Origin of the sequence: Pantoea rwandensis (assembly GCF_002095475.1) — a bacterium.
GTDB classification, from domain to species: domain Bacteria; phylum Pseudomonadota; class Gammaproteobacteria; order Enterobacterales; family Enterobacteriaceae; genus Pantoea; species Pantoea rwandensis.
Window position 1 is genome coordinate 16,211 of sequence record NZ_MLFR01000019.1, and the last position, 17,296, is coordinate 33,506.

The window sequence follows — 17,296 nt, forward strand, 5'->3', positions numbered from 1 at the left end:
TGCGAACGCGCAGCAAGTTATATCAAGCCTGTGGAGCCGAAACAACGGTATTCATCTTAATCGTTGATCCAACAGCCACCTAAATTAGCGGCACAAAAAAAAGCTGGCAAGCACCATTTGGCCTGCCAGCTTCGCTTTTTAACGCTTTTTGCCGTTAATCACTATTTTGCCGTCGCAACCTGCATACCGTAAGGCGCATTTTCCAGTGCCAGGTTCAGCACTTCTTCGATACGCTTCACAGGATGAATGGTCAGATCGGCAATCACGTTCTGTGGAATTTCTTCCAAATCACGCTTGTTCTCATCCGGGATCAGCACCGTTTTGATGCCACCACGATGCGCTGCCAGCAGTTTCTCTTTCAAACCACCGATTGGCAGTACCTGACCACGTAAGGTGATTTCACCCGTCATGGCCACGTCAGAACGCACTGGGTTACCCGTCAAACAGGACACCAGCGCGGTACACATCGCGATACCCGCACTTGGGCCATCTTTCGGTGTTGCCCCTTCCGGTACGTGCACGTGAATATCACGTTTCTCGTGGAAATCACCGTTAATACCAAGTTTCTCCGCACGCGCACGAACCACTGTTAACGCCGCCTGGATAGACTCCTGCATGACTTCACCCAGAGAGCCGGTGTAGGTCAGTTTGCCTTTACCCGGTACGCAGGCGGTTTCGATGGTCAGCAGATCGCCACCCACTTCCGTCCACGCCAGACCGGTAACCTGACCTACGCGGTTTTCAGTGTCCGCGCGACCATAGTCAAAGCGCTGCACGCCCAAGAAGTCGTGAAGGTTTTCACCGTTAATCTTGATGCTCTTCTTGGTCTTGTCCATTAACAGCGTTTTCACTGCTTTACGGCACAGCTTGGAGAGTTCACGTTCCAGACTACGCACGCCCGCTTCACGGGTGTAATAGCGGATAATGCCGATGATGGCGCTATCGTCAACGCTGATCTCTTTCTCTTTCAGCGCATTACGCTCAATCTGTTTCGGCAGTAAATGCTGTTTAGCGATATTGAGTTTTTCATCTTCGGTATAACCCGAGAGACGAATCACTTCCATACGGTCCAACAGCGGTGCCGGGATATTCATGGAGTTTGAGGTCGCCACGAACATGACATCAGAGAGATCGTAATCCACTTCCAGATAGTGATCGTTGAACGCGATGTTCTGTTCTGGATCCAGCACTTCCAGCAATGCTGAAGCCGGATCGCCGCGCATATCGGACGACATCTTATCGATCTCATCCAACAGGAACAGTGGGTTCTTCACGCCGACTTTCGCCATTTTCTGGATCAGTTTACCCGGCATAGAACCGATGTAAGTACGACGGTGTCCGCGGATTTCCGCTTCATCACGCACGCCACCCAGCGCCATTCGAACATACTTACGGCCAGTGGCCTTCGCGATGGACTGGCCGAGTGACGTTTTACCCACGCCTGGCGGTCCGACGAGACACAGAATCGGCCCTTTGATTTTGCTGACGCGACTCTGCACCGCAAGATACTCAAGAATGCGGTCTTTGACACGTTCCAAACCGTAGTGGTCGATATCCAGTGTTTCCTGCGCTTTCAGCAGATCTTTTTTCACCTTGCTACGCGCGACCCACGGCACCTGAACCATCCAATCGATATAGCCGCGAACCACTGTCGCTTCTGCAGACATTGGCGACATCATCTTCAGCTTCTGCAGTTCTGCTTCGGCTTTTTCGCGCGCTTCAGTCGGCATTTTTGCCGCTTCAATTTTACGCTTCAGTGCTTCGTATTCGTCCGGCGCATCATCCATTTCGCCCAGCTCTTTCTGAATGGCTTTCATTTGCTCATTCAGATAGTACTCACGCTGGCTTTTCTCCATCTGCTTTTTGACGCGATTACGAATGCGCTTCTCAACCTGCAGCAGATCGATTTCGGATTCCATCATCGCCATCAGATATTCCAGACGCTCATTCACGTCGGACATCTCCAGCACTGACTGCTTATCAGCCAGTTTCAGCGGCATATGCGCTGCCACGGTGTCGGCGAGACGCGCCGCATCGTCAATGCTGTTCAGTGAGGTCAAAACCTCAGGTGGAATTTTTTTGTTCAGTTTGATGTAGCCTTCAAACTGATTAATCGCCGTACGCACCAGCACTTCCTGCTCGCGCTCTTCAATTTCTGGCGAGATCAGGTATTCAGCTTGAGCAACAAAATGGTCGCCATTGTCAGCCAGTGTGGTGATATGCGCGCGCTGCAAGCCTTCAACCAGCACTTTTACCGTGCCATCGGGCAGCTTGAGCATCTGCAATACGGAAGCGACGGTCCCTACCGAGAAGAGATCGTTAATACCAGGTTCATCCGTTGAAGCCTCTTTCTGGGCAACCAGCATGATCTTCTTGTCATGATCCATCGCCGCTTCAAGGCAACGAATCGATTTTTCCCGACCAACAAACAACGGAATTACCATGTGCGGATAAACCACCACGTCGCGCAGAGGCAACACGGGGATTTCAATGCGTTCAGAACGCTCAGGATTCATAGAGCTCTCTCTTAGTTTAATGTCCGCCAGGTGATGGGTACCGCATAAAAGAAGTTTGCAGTTCAACCCACAGGATATTGAGTATATGGGGATGCTTGGTCGACATTCAATGTCACGGGTGAGAGAAAAACAAAAGGGGAAAACATTTTCCCCTTTTTAAGATAACCACATGGTGCGATTGCTTATTTATTCGCCAGAAGCTTGAGCTTCATGCTTACCATAAATCAGCATCGGCTCAGATTGACCATCAATCACTGACTCATCAATCACCACTTTTTCCACGTCATCCATCGATGGCAGATCGTACATGGTTTCGAGCAGCGCACCTTCAACGATAGAACGCAAACCACGTGCACCGGTTTTACGTGACATCGCTTTCTTGGCAATCGCCGTCAAGGTTCGTCACGGAACTCCAGCTCAACGCCTTCCAGGTTGAACAGCGCCTGGTACTGTTTGGTCAATGCGTTCTTCGGCTCACGCAGGATCTGAATCAGCGCTTCTTCACTCAATTCACTCAGCGTCGCCACGACTGGCAGACGACCGATGAACTCCGGAATCAGACCGAATTTAATCAGATCTTCTGGCTCAACCTGCGACAGCAGCTCACCTTCGCTGGCTTTCTGCGATTTTCCTTTTACCGTTGCACCGAATCCAATGCCCGATCCGGTTTCAACACGCTGGGAAATCACTTTATCGAGGCCAGCAAATGCACCACCACAGATAAACAGAATCTTAGAGGTATCAACCTGTAAGAATTCCTGCTGCGGATGTTTACGTCCGCCCTGCGGAGGAACAGCAGCCACAGTCCCTTCGATCAATTTCAGCAGAGCCTGCTGTACACCTTCACCAGACACGTCACGGGTGATTGACGGGTTATCTGACTTACGAGAAATCTTATCGATTTCATCGATGTAGACGATACCGCGCTGTGCTTTCTGCACATCGTAATCACACTTCTGCAGCAGTTTCTGGATGATGTTTTCCACATCCTCACCCACATAACCCGCTTCGGTCAGGGTGGTGGCATCCGCCATGGTAAACGGAACATCCAGCAGACGAGCCAGGGTTTCAGCCAGCAACGTTTTACCACTACCGGTAGGCCCGATCAGCAGAATGTTACTTTTGCCCAGCTCAATACCATTGCTGGTATCGCCATTGCGCAGACGTTTGTAGTGGTTGTACACCGCTACCGCCAGCACTTTTTTGGCCTTTTCCTGACCGATGACGTAATCATCTAAATGATGACGAATTTCATGCGGCGTCGGCAGAGCACTGCGCTCGCGATGCGGGGCAACTTCTTTAATTTCTTCGCGAATGATGTCATTGCATAGATCAACACATTCGTCGCAAATATACACTGACGGCCCGGCAATCAGCTTACGGACTTCATGCTGGCTTTTGCCGCAGAAAGAGCAGTACAGCAACTTACCTGAACCGTCTTTGCGCTTATCTGTCATCAGCTAACCTCTTTTCGTTCTCAGACCCAATTTGGTGTACGGCACTGGCCGCACATCAACGGCCGATTTTCATGCAACTCATCGTGCTGCCCCGTTAACTATAGCGTAAGGGGCAGCCAGATGTGTCTTATTGGCGATGCGTCAGGATGGAATCGACCAAGCCATACTCTACCGCTTCGCTGGCAGAGAGGAAACGATCACGCTCGGTGTCGCGTTCGATCTCTTCCAGTGATTTGCCGGTGTGTTCAGCCATCAACTCATTCATACGCTGTTTCACTTTCAGGATTTCACGCGCATGGATTTCAATATCCGTCGCCTGGCCCTGATAACCGCCCAGCGGCTGGTGAATCATTACGCGGGAATTCGGCAGGCAGAAGCGCTTGCCTTTCGTGCCTGCGGTCAGCAGGAACGCACCCATTGAACAAGCCTGACCCATACAAATGGTGCTGACATCCGGCTTGATAAATTTCATCGTGTCGTAAATCGACATCCCGGCAGTAATCACGCCACCTGGCGAGTTAATGTAGAGATAAATGTCTTTTTCAGGATTCTCAGCTTCCAGAAACAGCATCTGCGCCACGATCAGGTTAGCCATATGATCTTCAACCTGGCCGGTCAGGAAGATCACACGCTCTTTGAGCAGGCGGGAGTAGATGTCGTAAGAACGCTCGCCGCGCGAGGTTTGTTCGACCACCATTGGCACCAGCGCCATGTGCGGTGCAGTAAATTCACGATCGCCACTGTATGACATTACCGTCTCCTGATAAATTTCATTGGCAACATTCTGTACCGATATTACGTGAGGCGCGTCGGGAAAACTATGCGCTGCCCCCTCACTCCGACATAACAGGACGGTTAATCAGCCAGTCTCACTGTTTTCATGCATTCTCCCTGTATCTGGGGATGCTGCCCAGTTGTTTCAAGCATAACAACCTTTTGCCCATTCGCTAACACGGAAAAAGAGCTTAGCGAACAATTTGCCGATTAATTAAGCAAATAGAAGACAATTCTGTGCGGTTAACGCCTGAAAACGAAAAAGCCCGCGACTTTTCAGTCACGGGCTTAGCACTTTCGGTTAACTAACGAATCAAGCCGCTGAGGTCTGGTTCATCAGTTCCTGGAAGTTAGTTGCTTTGTCGGTGACTTTTGCTTTCGCCAGTACCGCTTCAACAGCCTGCTCTTCCAGTGCGACGTTGCGCATGTTGTTCATCAGCTCGTTGTTCTTGCTGTAGAACTCGATCACTTCCTGCGGATCTTCGTACGCAGAAGCCATCTCTTCGATCAGCGCTTTAACGCGGTCTTCGTCAGCTTTCAGCTCGTTGATGCGAATCACTTCGCCCAGCAGCAAGCCAACAACAACGCGACGTTTTGCCTGCTCTTCAAACAGTTCACGCGGCAGCTCGAAAGCTTGCTTCTCGTTGCCACCAAAGCGCTGAGCAGCCTGACGACGCAGAACGTCGATTTCGCTGTCGATCAACGCAACAGGTACGTCGATTTCGTTGGCTTCAACCAGACCATCAATCGCCTGAGTTTTCACGCGATTACGGATAGCGCCTTTCAGCTCACGGTCCATGTTCTTACGCACTTCTGCACGCAGACCGGCCACTGAACCATCTTCAACGCCGAAGCGCTTGATGAACTCTTCAGTCAGCTCTGGCAGTTCACGAGTTTCCACTTTCTTCAGAACGATTTCGAACTTCGCATCTTTCCCTTTCAGGGTTTCAGCGTGGTAGTCGTCTGGGAATTTCACGTCGATAGTGAAGGTTTCGCCTGCTTTATGGCCAACAACACCTTCTTCAAAGCCTGGGATCATACGACCCTGACCCATCGCCAGTACGAAGTCAGACGCTTTGCCGCCTTCAAACTCTTCACCGTCTACAGATCCGCTGAAGTCGATGGTCGCGCGATCTTCAGCAGTCGCTGCAGCATCGCTCTCTTTCCAGGTCGCCTGCTGCTTCTGCAGGGTTTCCAGCATGGTGTCGACATCAGCGTCAGTGACTTCAACGACTGGCTTCTCAACTTCGATAGCATCCAGGCCTTTCAGCTCAACTTCTGGATACACTTCGAACTCAACCGCGTAAGTGAAATCTTCGCCTTCTTTATACTCACCTGGCACGTAGTTTGGTGCGCCAGCTGGGTTGATTTTCTCTTTGATGATGGCGTCAACGAAGTTGCGCGTCATCAGCTCGCCCAGCACGTCCTGGCGAACAGAAGCACCGTAGCGCTGAGAAATGACGTTTGCAGGCACTTTGCCTTTACGGAAACCGTCGATACGGACTTTCTTAGCCACTTCCACCAGTTCTTTCTTCACTGCGCTTTCGATGCTGTCCGCTGGAACAGTAATTGAAATGCGACGGCCCAGACCCTGGGTGGTTTCTACTGAAACTGTCATCTTGTTACCTCAAAAAATCACGTGCTCGGTCAACTTCAGACACCACACATTAAATGCGCCGTATCCAACAATCGGGACGGCCTCTGCAGGCAGAACCTAATCCCTGTCACCAGAAGCGTCCCGAAGACATTCCGGAAAAATAGACGCCGCATTATAGCGGCATCGCTGGAATGAGTCGAGGCTGCAAACTCACCACTTTTTAGCGGTTTTGCTGCTTTTTTGCGCCATGGATCGCGTTTAAGGGTAATAGATGAAAAGAAAACGGCCCGCAGGCCGTTTTGAGAGAGGATGAAGTGAGAACTCAGGCGAGGGTTCCGGCGCCCCGACAGTTAGGGGAAGCCAGTACAGTATCTTGTAAACCATCCCACTCTTTTTGTGTGTAGGTATGCAATGCCAGCGCGTGCACACTACCTGCCAACTCTTCCGTCAATTCACCATAAATGGCGCGATGACGCTGCAGGAATCGCTGGCCGGTAAACAGGTCGCTGACAATCACGACTTTAAAGTGACTTTCAGAACCAGCGGGCACGTTATGACGGTAGCTCTCATCATGCACTTCGAGATGTGCAGGTTCGAACGCCTTACGCAGCTTTTCTTCTATTTGTTCGCGAATCATTGTTAACTCTCCTCAACGGCGAGCGCTGTGCCCATCTGTTTAAATATTAGTAGGTTTTTTGCCCAACCCGCAGGCGCGCCGGAAATAATTCCAGATCTGCTGCGCATCTTAACGAGCTCATTCGTCAGGTCAACGCTGTTACGTGACCGTCTGTCCGAAAAAAGCCTTTACAATCAATTTCCACTGGCACGGGGCTTTTTTCGCCGTCGCGCAATGCTATGATGGCCGCAGTTTTGCAAACCAACCCATATGCTAACGAGAATGAGTATGTTGAAAAAACTGTTATTCCCTCTGCTGGCTGCTTTTATTTTGGCCGGCTGCGCCAGCAATAACACCACCCTGAACATTCAGCCCAAGATTCAGCTGCCTCAGCAAGATCCTGGCTTAATGGGCGCGACCATCAGCGTTAACGGTGCCGATCAGCGTGCCGATCAGGCACTGGCAAAAGTGAATCGTGACGGTCAGTTAGTCACTTTAACGCCATCTCGCGATCTGCGTTTCCTGTTACAGGAAGTGCTGGAGAAGCAGATGACCGCACGCGGTTATATGATCGGACCTAACGGTGCGGTTGACCTGCAGATTGTCGTTAATGGTCTTTACGCTGATGTGACACAAGGCAACGTGCGTTACAGCATTACGACCAAAGCTGACATTTCCATCATTGCGACCGCGAAAAACGGTAACAAGCAGGTTAAAAACTATCGTCAGACTTACAGCGTAGAAGGCGCGTTTACCGCCACTAACGCGAAGATCACCAACGCGGTTAACTCAACCCTGAGTGACGTGATTGCTGATATGGCGCAGGACACCAGCGTTCACGAGTTTATTAAACAGAACGCCCGCTAATTCCTCAGCTATTCTGCCCGGCTATCTTTGGCCGGGCATCATTTCAGGTTGGTTATGACTTCTCACTATCTGCGTATTTTTACCCAACGTAATGCGGCCGTTTTGCTGCTATTGGGTTTTGCTTCAGGACTGCCGCTAGCCTTAACAGCAGGCACCTTACAGGCGTGGATGACCGTCGAGAATGTCGATCTGAAAACCATTGGTTTTTTCTCCCTTGTCGGCCAGGCTTATGTGTTCAAGTTCCTGTGGTCGCCGATGATGGATCGTTATACCCCGCCGTTTCTGGGACGCCGCCGGGGCTGGTTGCTGGTGACGCAATTGGCGCTCATTGCAGGCATCATCAGCATGGGCTTTATGCAACCTTCGCGTGACCTTACGCTGCTCGCCGCTCTGGCTGTCATCGTTGCCTTCTGCTCTGCTTCGCAGGATATCGTCTTTGATGCTTGGAAAACGGATGTGTTGCCGCCTGAAGAGCGCGGCAGCGGCGCGGCGATAACCGTACTCGGATACCGTCTGGCGATGCTGATTTCAGGGGGGCTTGCGCTATGGCTGGCGGATCGCTATCTCGGATGGCAAGCCACTTATTGGCTCATGGCTCTATTAATGCTGCCAGGGTTGATCGCCACCTTGCTGGCTAAAGAACCGGCAACTCCTGTACGCGAGCCCCACTCACTACGCCAGGCTGTATCACTCCCCTTAAAAGATTTCTTCCTTCGCAATAATGCCTGGCTTCTGATCACCTTAATCATCCTTTATAAGCTGGGCGATGCATTTGCCGCCTCACTGACCACCACCTTCCTGATTCGTGGCGTTGGCTTCAGCGCCGGCGATGTTGGTTTGGTCAATAAAACACTCGGCCTGCTGGCGACAATTGTGGGTGCGCTCTACGGCGGCGTGCTGATGCAGCGCTTGAGTCTGTTTCGCGCCTTAATGATCTTCGGCATCTTACAAGCGGTCTCTAACTTTGCATATTGGCTCTTAGCCGTCACCCCTCCGCATTTATGGAGTATGGCGAGCGCGGTGTTCATCGAAAATCTGTGTGGTGGCATGGGCACCGCGGCCTTCGTTGCCTTATTAATGACGTTGTGCAACAAGTCTTTCTCCGCCACACAGTTCGCTCTACTTTCTGCGCTCTCTGCTGTGGGTCGCGTTTATGTCGGGCCTGCTGCGGGTTGGCTGGTGGAGTTGTGGGGATGGCCGACATTTTATGCCTTCACTGTATTCGCCGGTGTGCCGGGATTGTTACTGCTCTGGGTTTGTCGTGGGACACTGCTGGCCCTTCAGCAAAGCGGTGAATTTGTGATGCGCAGCCTCTGGCCAGAAGGCTATCGCTGGACAGTGCGCTTGTTTAGCGTCGGCTGTGGCATGCTGGTGCTAGGGTTAGTGGCGCTGGCGCTCAATGCCGCTGGTATCGCAAAGATGGCGCATTTACTCGCTCCGCTTTTTGAGGCTGGCATGGCCTTGGCACTGGTCGCTGTTGCATTGGGGGTCATGCTGGACTGTTTGGCTTTACGAAAAATGGCGAGTAAAAATCTGAGTTAAGTATTCGGAAATTGCCAATCACTGGATATTTGGCTAAAAAAATAACAGTGCACTCATTTTAACGAATAGCATTTTTTTCATCGCGAAAAATAAACATTTAATTAACACCGCTAGATAATATTAAAACCCGGTGCGCAATTACTTTGTAGGAAATTCATCATTCAAATGCTACATAATTGTTAAATAAGTGAGCATTAAAAGTACGGTTTATGCTTTCCCTGATTTTTCTGCGGTTTCTATCATCTATTTTTGTTATATTGCCGCCAACTGCTTGTCGCAATTAATAATTTGTCACCCTGCGCAACATCTGTGACACCCTTAGCAAAAGGTGTCAACAGCCATCTGACACATCCTTAAGCTGGTTTACACTGCATAAACCTTCCCGTAAAATGCGCGCACACTTAAACGACAATAGAGCCCTATGTCATTGAGGTCGTTAAATGAGACTCAGGAAATACAATAAAAGTTTGGGGATTTTGTCATTAATTGCAGGCGCTGTATTACTCAGTGGCTGTGATAGTGCGTTGTTAAATCCCAAAGGACAGATTGCACTGGAGCAACGTTCGTTGATTCTGACAGCTTTCGGCTTGATGATGATCGTAGTTATCCCAGCAGTCTTCATGGCGGTATTCTTTGCCTGGAAATATCGGGCATCCAATACCAATGCAACATATAGCCCTAACTGGTCACACTCTAATAAAGTAGAAGCGGTGGTCTGGACCATTCCGATCCTGATCATTATCTTCCTCGGCGTGCTGACCTGGAAATCGACTCACGCTCTTGAGCCAAGCAAACCGCTCGTCTCTGACGTGAAACCGATTGAGATTGATGTTGTAGCGCTGGACTGGAAATGGCTGTTTATCTACCCTGAACAGGGTATTGCAACCGTTAACCAGCTTGCCTTCCCGGCAAATACTCCGGTGAACTTCAAGATCACCTCAAACTCCGTAATGAACTCCTTCTTTATTCCTACGCTCGGTAGCCAGATCTACGCCATGGCGGGCATGCAGACTAAACTGCACCTGATCGCCAATGAGCCAGGAATATTCGACGGTATCTCTGCGAACTTCAGTGGTCGCGGCTTCTCTGGCATGAAGTTCAAAGCCATTGCAACCAAAGACGATGCTGAATTCCAGCAGTGGGTTGATAAAGTTAAAGCGGCACCTAACGCGCTGACCAACATGGATGATTTCGAGAAACTGGCTGCGCCAAGCGAAAATCACCCAGTGGAATATTTCTCAACTGCGAATCCAGAACTGTTCAAGCAGGTTATTGATAAGTTCATGATGAGCCACGGGAAGATGGACATGCCAGAGCACAAAGGCATGGACATGAATCACGCCGCTGCTGCGGGAGCCGAGGAATAATACGATGTTCGGAAAATTAACACTGGATGCAGTGCCATACCACGAACCCATTATCGTGGTAACTGTTGCTGCTATCATCTTGGGTGGTCTGGCACTGGTTGCCGCGATTACCTATTTTGGTAAGTGGCAATATCTGTGGTCAGAATGGTTCACCTCCATCGACCATAAAAAATTGGGTATTATGTATTGCATCATGGCATTCGTGATGCTGCTGCGCGGCTTTGCCGATGCGGTTATGATGCGTACCCAACAAGTGATGGCTTCCGCAGGCGAAGCCGGCATACTACCACCGCACCACTACGACCAGATCTTCACCGCTCACGGCGTGATCATGATCTTCTTCGTGGCGATGCCTTTCGTGGTAGGTCTGATGAACATCGCGGTACCGCTGCAAATCGGTGCACGTGACGTTGCCTTCCCGTTCCTGAACAACCTGAGCTTCTGGTTTACTGCGATCGGTGTGATCCTGGTGAACCTTTCTCTGGGTGTGGGCGAGTTTGCACAGACTGGCTGGCTGGCTTATCCACCGCTTTCGGGCGCGGAATACAGTCCTGGCGTCGGGGTCGATTACTGGATCTGGAGTCTCCAGCTGTCCGGTATCGGTACGACACTGACCGGTATCAACTTCTTCGTGACCATTCTGAAGATGCGTGCGCCGGGCATGGATTTGTTCAAGATGCCTGTGTTTACTTGGGCAGCGCTTTGCACCAACGTCCTGATCATCGCTGCGTTCCCGGTACTGACCGTTACGCTGGCACTGTTGACGCTTGACCGTTACCTCGGCTTCCATTTCTTCACCAATGAAATGGGCGGTAACATGATGATGTACGTCAACCTGATTTGGGTTTGGGGTCACCCGGAAGTTTATATCCTTGTCTTGCCGGTGTTTGGTGTCTTCGCTGAAGTCACTGCGACCTTCTCTAAAAAGCGTCTGTTTGGTTACACCTCATTGGTGTGGGCAACCATCGCGATTACCGTACTGTCGTTCATCGTTTGGCTGCACCACTTCTTCACCATGGGTGCCGGTGCGAACGTTAACGCCTTCTTCGGTATTATGACGATGATCATCGCCATTCCAACCGGCGTGAAAATCTTCAACTGGCTGTTCACCATGTATCAGGGTCGCGTTGAGTTCCACTCAGCGATGCTGTGGACTATCGGCTTCCTGGTTACCTTCTCTATTGGTGGTATGACCGGTGTTCTGCTGGCAGTTCCAGGTGCGGACTTCATTCTGCACAACAGCCTGTTCCTGATTGCACACTTCCATAACGTTATTATCGGTGGTGTGGTGTTCGGTTGTATGGCTGGCGTGACCTACTGGTTCCCGAAAGCATTCGGCTTCACCCTGAACGAAAAATGGGGTATCCGTGCATTCTGGTTCTGGATCATTGGTTTCTTCGTTGCCTTTATGCCGCTGTACGCGCTGGGCTTCATGGGTATGACCCGTCGTATCAGCCAGGACATCGATCCTCAGTTCCACCCACTGCTGGTTGTTGCAGCAGGCGGCGCGGCGCTGATTGCATGCGGTATTCTGTGCCAGGTTATCCAGTTCTGGGTCTCTGTACGTGACCGTGATCAGAACCGTGACCTGACCGGTGACCCGTGGGGCGGTCGTACGCTGGAGTGGGCAACCTCTTCACCGCCACCGTTCTACAACTTTGCTGTGATCCCTCATATCCACGAGCGTGATGCGTTCTGGGAAATGAAAGAGAAAGGCGAAGCGTACAAACAGCCAGAAAAATATGAAGAAATTCATATGCCGAAAAACAGCGGCGCAGCTCTGATTATCGCAGCATTCATGACCGTATTTGGTTTCGCGATGATCTGGCACATCTGGTGGCTGGCTGGCCTCACCTTCTTGGCTACTATCGTGACTTGGATTGTGAAAAGCTTCGACGAAGACGTGGATTACTACGTACCGGTTGCCGAAGTTGAACAGATCGAGAACAAGCACTTTGATGAAGTCCGCAAAGCAGGTCTCAAATAATGTCTACTGAAACTGCAAAACACCACCACGACGCCCATGCGGAGCATGGGCATCACGATGCAGGAGCCAATAAAGTCTTTGGCTTCTGGATCTACCTGATGAGTGACTGCATTATCTTCGCAACCCTATTTGCGACCTATGCAGTTATGGTCAATAACACTGCCGGTGGCCCGGCAGGTAAAGACATCTTTGAACTGCCGTTTGTGCTGGTTGAAACCGCGCTCCTGCTGCTCAGCTCCATTACTTATGGAATGGCAGTGATTGCGATGAACAACCAGAACAAGGGTTCGGTCATCAGCTGGTTGGCATTGACCTTCCTGTTTGGTGCCGGCTTCATCGGTATGGAAATCTATGAATTCCATCACCTGATCATGGAAGGCTTCGGTCCTGACCGCAGCGGCTTCCTGTCAGCGTTCTTTACGCTGGTTGGTACCCACGGTCTGCACGTGACCTCGGGCCTGATCTGGATGGCTGTGATGATGTTCCAGGTTTCTAAACGTGGTCTGACTGCCACTAACCGCACCCGTATTATGTGCCTCAGCTTGTTCTGGCACTTCCTGGATGTGGTGTGGATCTGCGTATTCACCGTTGTCTATCTGATGGGAGCCATGTAATGAGTCATTCTGCTAACGAACATGGCGCTTCTCACGGTAGTGTGAAGTCTTACATGATCGGCTTCATCCTCTCTATCATCCTGACCGGTATTCCGTTCTGGATGGTAATGGATGGCGGCGCATCTCACGGTACCATTCTGGGTGTAGTTCTGGTGTGTGCAGTGGTTCAGGTGTTAGTACACCTGGTCTACTTCCTGCACTTAGACAGCAAATCAGAAGGTGGCTGGAACATGGTGGCCATTGTCTTCTCAGCACTCATCATTCTGATTGTTGTAGTAGGCTCACTGTGGATTATGTGGAACCTGAACTACAACATGATGGTTCACTAAAGAGTCGCGTAATGATTAAGCAATACCTGCAAGTAACAAAACCAGGAATTATTTTCGGCAATTTAATTTCTGTGATCGGTGGATTCCTGTTGGCTTCAAAAGGCAGCATTGATTACACCCTGTTCCTCTACGCACTGGTGGGTGTATCGCTGGTTGTCGCATCAGGTTGTGTTTTCAACAACGTGATTGATCGCGATATCGATATCAAGATGGAGAGGACGCGGAACCGTGTTCTGGTCAAGGGCCTGATCTCGGCGAAAGTAAGCCTGGTTTATGCAACCGCATTGGGTATTGCTGGCTTTGCGCTGCTGTATTTCGGTGCTAACCCGCTGGCCATGTGGCTGGCGGTGATGGGCTTCGTCGTATATGTAGGCGTTTATAGCCTGTATATGAAGCGTAATTCAGTCTACGGCACACTGATTGGTAGCCTTTCTGGTGCAGCGCCACCGGTCATTGGCTACTGCGCAGTCACCAACCAGTTTGATGCTGGTGCCCTGATCTTACTGGCTATCTTTAGCCTGTGGCAGATGCCGCACTCGTACGCGATTGCTATCTTCCGCTTTAAGGATTATCAGGCGGCCAACATCCCGGTTCTGCCCGTAGTGAAAGGTATCTCGGTGGCAAAAAATCATATTACGCTCTATATCCTGGCGTTTATGATTGCCACTCTGATGCTGACACTCGGCGGATATGCGGGTTACAAGTATCTGGTGGTTGCTGCGGCAGTGAGTGTGTGGTGGCTTGGGATGGCACTTTCAGGTTACAAAACTTCAAACGATAAAGTTTGGGCGCGTAAACTGTTTGTGTTCTCAATTGTCGCTATCACCGCATTGAGCGTGATGATGTCGGTTGATTTCATGACACCGGCATCAAAAGACCTGCTGACTTACGTCTGGTAATACAGCTCCGCAACTCCAGAAAGGGCGCGAATTTCGCGCCCTTTCTTTTTGTTACCACTGCTTAATAACAAATGTTTTACCCGCCCTGCCCTGCTCCCTAAAATGAGAGCTAAATGCCCAAAATAATTCGAGATGCTGGCAGGCGGCATGTGCGTGAATCCCTGGATATTAGTGACCTGGGTGAACGTGCGCAGCCAACGCATCTGCGGCTTGAAGTATGAAAGGCATAAACTTACAGAGGTTGGAATGAACGACAATAAAATGACTCCAGTAGAGCTTAGGGCTACATGGGGTTTAGGCACTGTTTTTTCCCTGCGCATGTTGGGAATGTTTATGGTCCTGCCGGTGCTTACCACGTACGGTATGGCGTTACAGGGTGCCAGTGAAACCTTAATTGGTCTGGCAATTGGTATCTATGGTCTGGCACAGGCAGTATTCCAGATCCCCTTCGGTTTGCTTTCCGATCGCGTCGGTCGCAAGCCTCTCATTGTCGGTGGATTATTCATTTTTGTTCTCGGTAGCGTAATAGCCGCAATGACCACCTCCATTTGGGGCGTGATCTTGGGTCGTGCGCTGCAAGGTTCAGGGGCAATTGCTGCTGCGGTTATGGCGCTATTGTCTGATCTCACTCGCGAGCAGAACCGTACCAAAGCGATGGCGTTTATCGGTATCAGCTTTGGCGTGACCTTTGCGATTGCCATGGTCGTTGGACCGATTGTGACCCATGCATTAGGGCTGCACGCACTATTCTGGATGATCGCTATCCTTGCCAGCCTCGGCATTGTCATTACGCTGCTGGTGGTGCCCAACGCACCTCATCACTTACTCAATCGTGAGTCCGGCATAGTCAAAGGCAGCATTCGTGCGGTGCTTACCAACCCGAAGCTGTTAAAACTCAACATTGGTATTCTCTGCCTGCACATTTTGCTGATGTCGAGCTTCGTCGCCCTGCCAGGTCAGTTTGAGCAAGCCGGTCTTCCGGCATCAGAGCACTGGAAAATTTATCTGGTGACTATGCTGGTGGCATTTGTAGCGGTCGTACCCTTCATTATTTATGCCGAAGTTAAGCGCCGCATGAAGCGCGTGTTCGTCGGTTGCGTGGCGTTAATTCTGATTGCGGAAATTGTGCTGTGGGGCGCGGCGGGCCATTTCTGGACGTTGGTCATCGGCGTACAGCTGTTCTTCCTGGCCTTCAACGTCATGGAAGCGATTCTGCCTTCTCTGATCAGTAAAGAATCACCGCCGGGCTATAAAGGCACGGCGATGGGCATTTACTCCACCAGTCAGTTTATTGGCGTGGCGATTGGCGGCAGTTTAGGGGGTTGGATCTTCGGTCACTTTGATGCACAAACCGTGTTCCTGGTCGGCGCGATTGTTGCAGTAGCATGGCTGTTTGTGGCGATGTCGATGCAGGAACCACCGTACGTTAGCAGCCTGCGCATGGTGCTCAGTGATGCCGTATTGGCGGTGCCTAACCTTGAAAAACGTTTAAAAGCGCAGCCAGGTGTCTCTTCAGTCTTTATCGTGCCAGAAGAGAAAAGTGCCTATATCAAAATAGACAGTAAAGTGACGAGCCGCGTTGAAATCGAAGCGCTGCTCGCCAGCTGTTAAGCAACGATTGCACACCTTGTAGTGGCGCGATAGTTCGCGCCACTACAAGACGTTCCAATGACTACAGTGACATATCCACCACGATACGCCCTTCAATCTTACCTGCGTGCATACGTGCAAAGATGTCATTGATGTTAGTTAACGGCTCAACTGCCACGCTCGCTTTCACTTTATGACGTCCCGCGAAATCTAACGCTTCCTGCAGATCCTTACGCGTGCCCACAATCGAGCCGCGCACCGTAATCCCATCCAGTACCATATCGAAGATAGACAGATCGAATTTACCCGGTGGCAAACCGTTTAACACCATAGTGCCACCACGACGCATCGTGCCAATCGCCTGTTCAAACGCTTTAGGAGAAACAGCTGTCACCAGAACACCATGCGCCCCGCCGAAGCTTTCCTGGAAAACTTTAGCCGGATCGACATTCTTCGCATTCGCCACCACGCTAGCACCAAGGCGCTTAGCAAATGCCAGCTTCTCATCATCAATATCCACTGCCGCCACGTTCAGCCCCATGGCCACCGCGTACTGCACCGCCATATGCCCTAAACCACCAATGCCGGACACCACCACCCAGTCACCCGGCTTGGTATCGGTCATCTTCAGGCCTTTGTACACCGTCACACCCGCACACAAGATTGGAGCGATTTCGTTGTAGTCGATATTGTCCGGGATAATCCCGACATAATTCGCGTCTGCGAGACAATATTCCGCGAAACTGCCGTTGACCGAATAGCCCGCATTTTGTTGTGAAAGACACAGCGTTTCCCAGCTATCGAGGCAGTGCTCACAATGACCACAGGCAGAATAGAGCCATGGCACCCCCACGCGATCGCCCAGTTTGAGATGCTTCACACCCTCACCCAGCGCCACGACCTGTCCGACACCTTCATGACCGGGAATAAACGGTGGATTCGGTTTAATTGGCCAGTCACCTTCAGCAGCGTGGAGATCCGTATGGCACACGCCGGTCGCGGCGATTTTTACCAGAATCTGCCCCGGCCCCACTTGCGGCACCGGCACTTGCTCAATCACTAAGGGTTCGCCAAACGCTTTCACAACGGCGGCTTTCATGGTGGTTTTGATTTGCATATTCATCTTTCACTCTCCATTTGA

At 50.9% G+C, this 17,296-nt stretch carries 13 protein-coding genes and 1 pseudogene; 8 read left to right on the forward strand and 6 right to left on the reverse strand.

Translation table 11 applies throughout. From position 1 onward, the window contains the following. Positions 1-161: 161 nt before the first annotated feature. The 5 genes and pseudogenes from lon to bolA form a co-directional block, all read right to left on the reverse strand. Positions 162-2,516: an endopeptidase La gene (lon, locus tag HA51_RS17105; protein WP_084935811.1), complete on the reverse strand. Its 2,355-nt coding sequence runs from the start codon at positions 2,514-2,516 to the stop codon at positions 162-164. A gap of 186 nt (positions 2,517-2,702) precedes the next feature. Further along, positions 2,703-3,973: pseudogene (gene clpX, locus HA51_RS17110) on the reverse strand (ATP-dependent protease ATP-binding subunit ClpX). A gap of 127 nt (positions 3,974-4,100) precedes the next feature. Next, positions 4,101-4,724, reverse strand: coding sequence for an ATP-dependent Clp endopeptidase proteolytic subunit ClpP (gene clpP, locus HA51_RS17115; protein ID WP_008103933.1), 624 nt, complete (start codon positions 4,722-4,724; stop codon positions 4,101-4,103). 336 nt (positions 4,725-5,060) lie between these two features. After that, complete coding sequence (gene tig / locus HA51_RS17120; protein WP_084935812.1) at positions 5,061-6,365, reverse strand: trigger factor; 1,305 nt, start codon at positions 6,363-6,365, stop codon at positions 5,061-5,063. Positions 6,366-6,666: 301 nt separating this feature from the next. After that, positions 6,667-6,981 carry a transcriptional regulator BolA gene (gene bolA, locus HA51_RS17125; RefSeq protein WP_039330055.1) on the reverse strand — a complete coding sequence of 105 codons (315 nt, stop codon included), beginning with the start codon at positions 6,979-6,981 and terminating at the stop codon, positions 6,667-6,669. A gap of 267 nt (positions 6,982-7,248) precedes the next feature. Here bolA and HA51_RS17130 point away from each other — a divergent pair, with 267 nt between their 5' ends. From HA51_RS17130 to HA51_RS17165, 8 genes are all read left to right on the forward strand, one after another. Next, positions 7,249-7,827 (forward strand): lipoprotein, encoded by a 579-nt coding sequence (locus HA51_RS17130; protein WP_084935813.1) that lies wholly within the window; start codon positions 7,249-7,251, stop codon positions 7,825-7,827. A 54-nt stretch (positions 7,828-7,881) separates the two neighbouring features. After that, positions 7,882-9,369 (forward strand): muropeptide MFS transporter AmpG, encoded by a 1,488-nt coding sequence (gene ampG, locus HA51_RS17135; protein WP_084935814.1) that lies wholly within the window; start codon positions 7,882-7,884, stop codon positions 9,367-9,369. Between the two features lie 440 nt (positions 9,370-9,809). Next, a complete protein-coding gene (gene cyoA, locus HA51_RS17140; protein WP_084935815.1) occupies positions 9,810-10,736 on the forward strand; it encodes a cytochrome o ubiquinol oxidase subunit II in 927 nt (308 codons plus the stop codon). 4 nt (positions 10,737-10,740) lie between these two features. Then, positions 10,741-12,723 carry a cytochrome o ubiquinol oxidase subunit I gene (gene cyoB, locus HA51_RS17145; protein ID WP_084935816.1) on the forward strand — a complete coding sequence of 661 codons (1,983 nt, stop codon included), beginning with the start codon at positions 10,741-10,743 and terminating at the stop codon, positions 12,721-12,723. After that, positions 12,723-13,337, forward strand: coding sequence for a cytochrome o ubiquinol oxidase subunit III (locus HA51_RS17150; protein WP_084935817.1), 615 nt, complete (start codon positions 12,723-12,725; stop codon positions 13,335-13,337). The genes cyoB and HA51_RS17150 overlap by 1 nt, the downstream gene beginning before the upstream one ends. After that, the gene (locus HA51_RS17155) at positions 13,337-13,666 is read left to right on the forward strand and encodes a cytochrome o ubiquinol oxidase subunit IV (RefSeq protein WP_084935818.1); all 330 of its coding nucleotides are present in this window, start codon (positions 13,337-13,339) and stop codon (positions 13,664-13,666) included. The genes HA51_RS17150 and HA51_RS17155 overlap by 1 nt, the downstream gene beginning before the upstream one ends. Positions 13,667-13,677: 11 nt before the next feature. Then, positions 13,678-14,565, forward strand: coding sequence for a heme o synthase (gene cyoE, locus HA51_RS17160; protein WP_084935819.1), 888 nt, complete (start codon positions 13,678-13,680; stop codon positions 14,563-14,565). A 246-nt stretch (positions 14,566-14,811) separates the two neighbouring features. Then, the gene (locus HA51_RS17165; RefSeq protein ID WP_084935883.1) at positions 14,812-16,176 is read left to right on the forward strand and encodes an MFS transporter; all 1,365 of its coding nucleotides are present in this window, start codon (positions 14,812-14,814) and stop codon (positions 16,174-16,176) included. 61 nt (positions 16,177-16,237) lie between these two features. On the opposite strand, the gene adhP is transcribed toward HA51_RS17165, so the two are convergent. Continuing rightward, a complete protein-coding gene (adhP, locus tag HA51_RS17170; protein ID WP_084935820.1) occupies positions 16,238-17,278 on the reverse strand; it encodes an alcohol dehydrogenase AdhP in 1,041 nt (346 codons plus the stop codon). Positions 17,279-17,296 lie beyond the last annotated feature (18 nt).

What these genes read in the sequence shown, in the direction of transcription:
- cyoA (WP_084935815.1), top strand. Translation starts at nt 9,810, where the DNA reads ATGAGACTCAGGAAATACAATAAAAGTTTGGGGATTTTGTCATTAATT.
- HA51_RS17155 (WP_084935818.1), top strand. Translation starts at nt 13,337, where the DNA reads ATGAGTCATTCTGCTAACGAACATGGCGCTTCTCACGGTAGTGTGAAG.
- adhP (WP_084935820.1), bottom strand. Translation starts at nt 17,278, where the DNA reads ATGAATATGCAAATCAAAACCACCATGAAAGCCGCCGTTGTGAAAGCG.
- HA51_RS17130 (WP_084935813.1), top strand. Translation starts at nt 7,249, where the DNA reads ATGTTGAAAAAACTGTTATTCCCTCTGCTGGCTGCTTTTATTTTGGCC.
- bolA (WP_039330055.1), bottom strand. Translation starts at nt 6,981, where the DNA reads ATGATTCGCGAACAAATAGAAGAAAAGCTGCGTAAGGCGTTCGAACCT.
- cyoE (WP_084935819.1), top strand. Translation starts at nt 13,678, where the DNA reads ATGATTAAGCAATACCTGCAAGTAACAAAACCAGGAATTATTTTCGGC.
- tig (WP_084935812.1), bottom strand. Translation starts at nt 6,365, where the DNA reads ATGACAGTTTCAGTAGAAACCACCCAGGGTCTGGGCCGTCGCATTTCA.
- HA51_RS17165 (WP_084935883.1), top strand. Translation starts at nt 14,812, where the DNA reads ATGAACGACAATAAAATGACTCCAGTAGAGCTTAGGGCTACATGGGGT.
- lon (WP_084935811.1), bottom strand. Translation starts at nt 2,516, where the DNA reads ATGAATCCTGAGCGTTCTGAACGCATTGAAATCCCCGTGTTGCCTCTG.
- ampG (WP_084935814.1), top strand. Translation starts at nt 7,882, where the DNA reads ATGACTTCTCACTATCTGCGTATTTTTACCCAACGTAATGCGGCCGTT.
- HA51_RS17150 (WP_084935817.1), top strand. Translation starts at nt 12,723, where the DNA reads ATGTCTACTGAAACTGCAAAACACCACCACGACGCCCATGCGGAGCAT.
- clpP (WP_008103933.1), bottom strand. Translation starts at nt 4,724, where the DNA reads ATGTCATACAGTGGCGATCGTGAATTTACTGCACCGCACATGGCGCTG.
- cyoB (WP_084935816.1), top strand. Translation starts at nt 10,741, where the DNA reads ATGTTCGGAAAATTAACACTGGATGCAGTGCCATACCACGAACCCATT.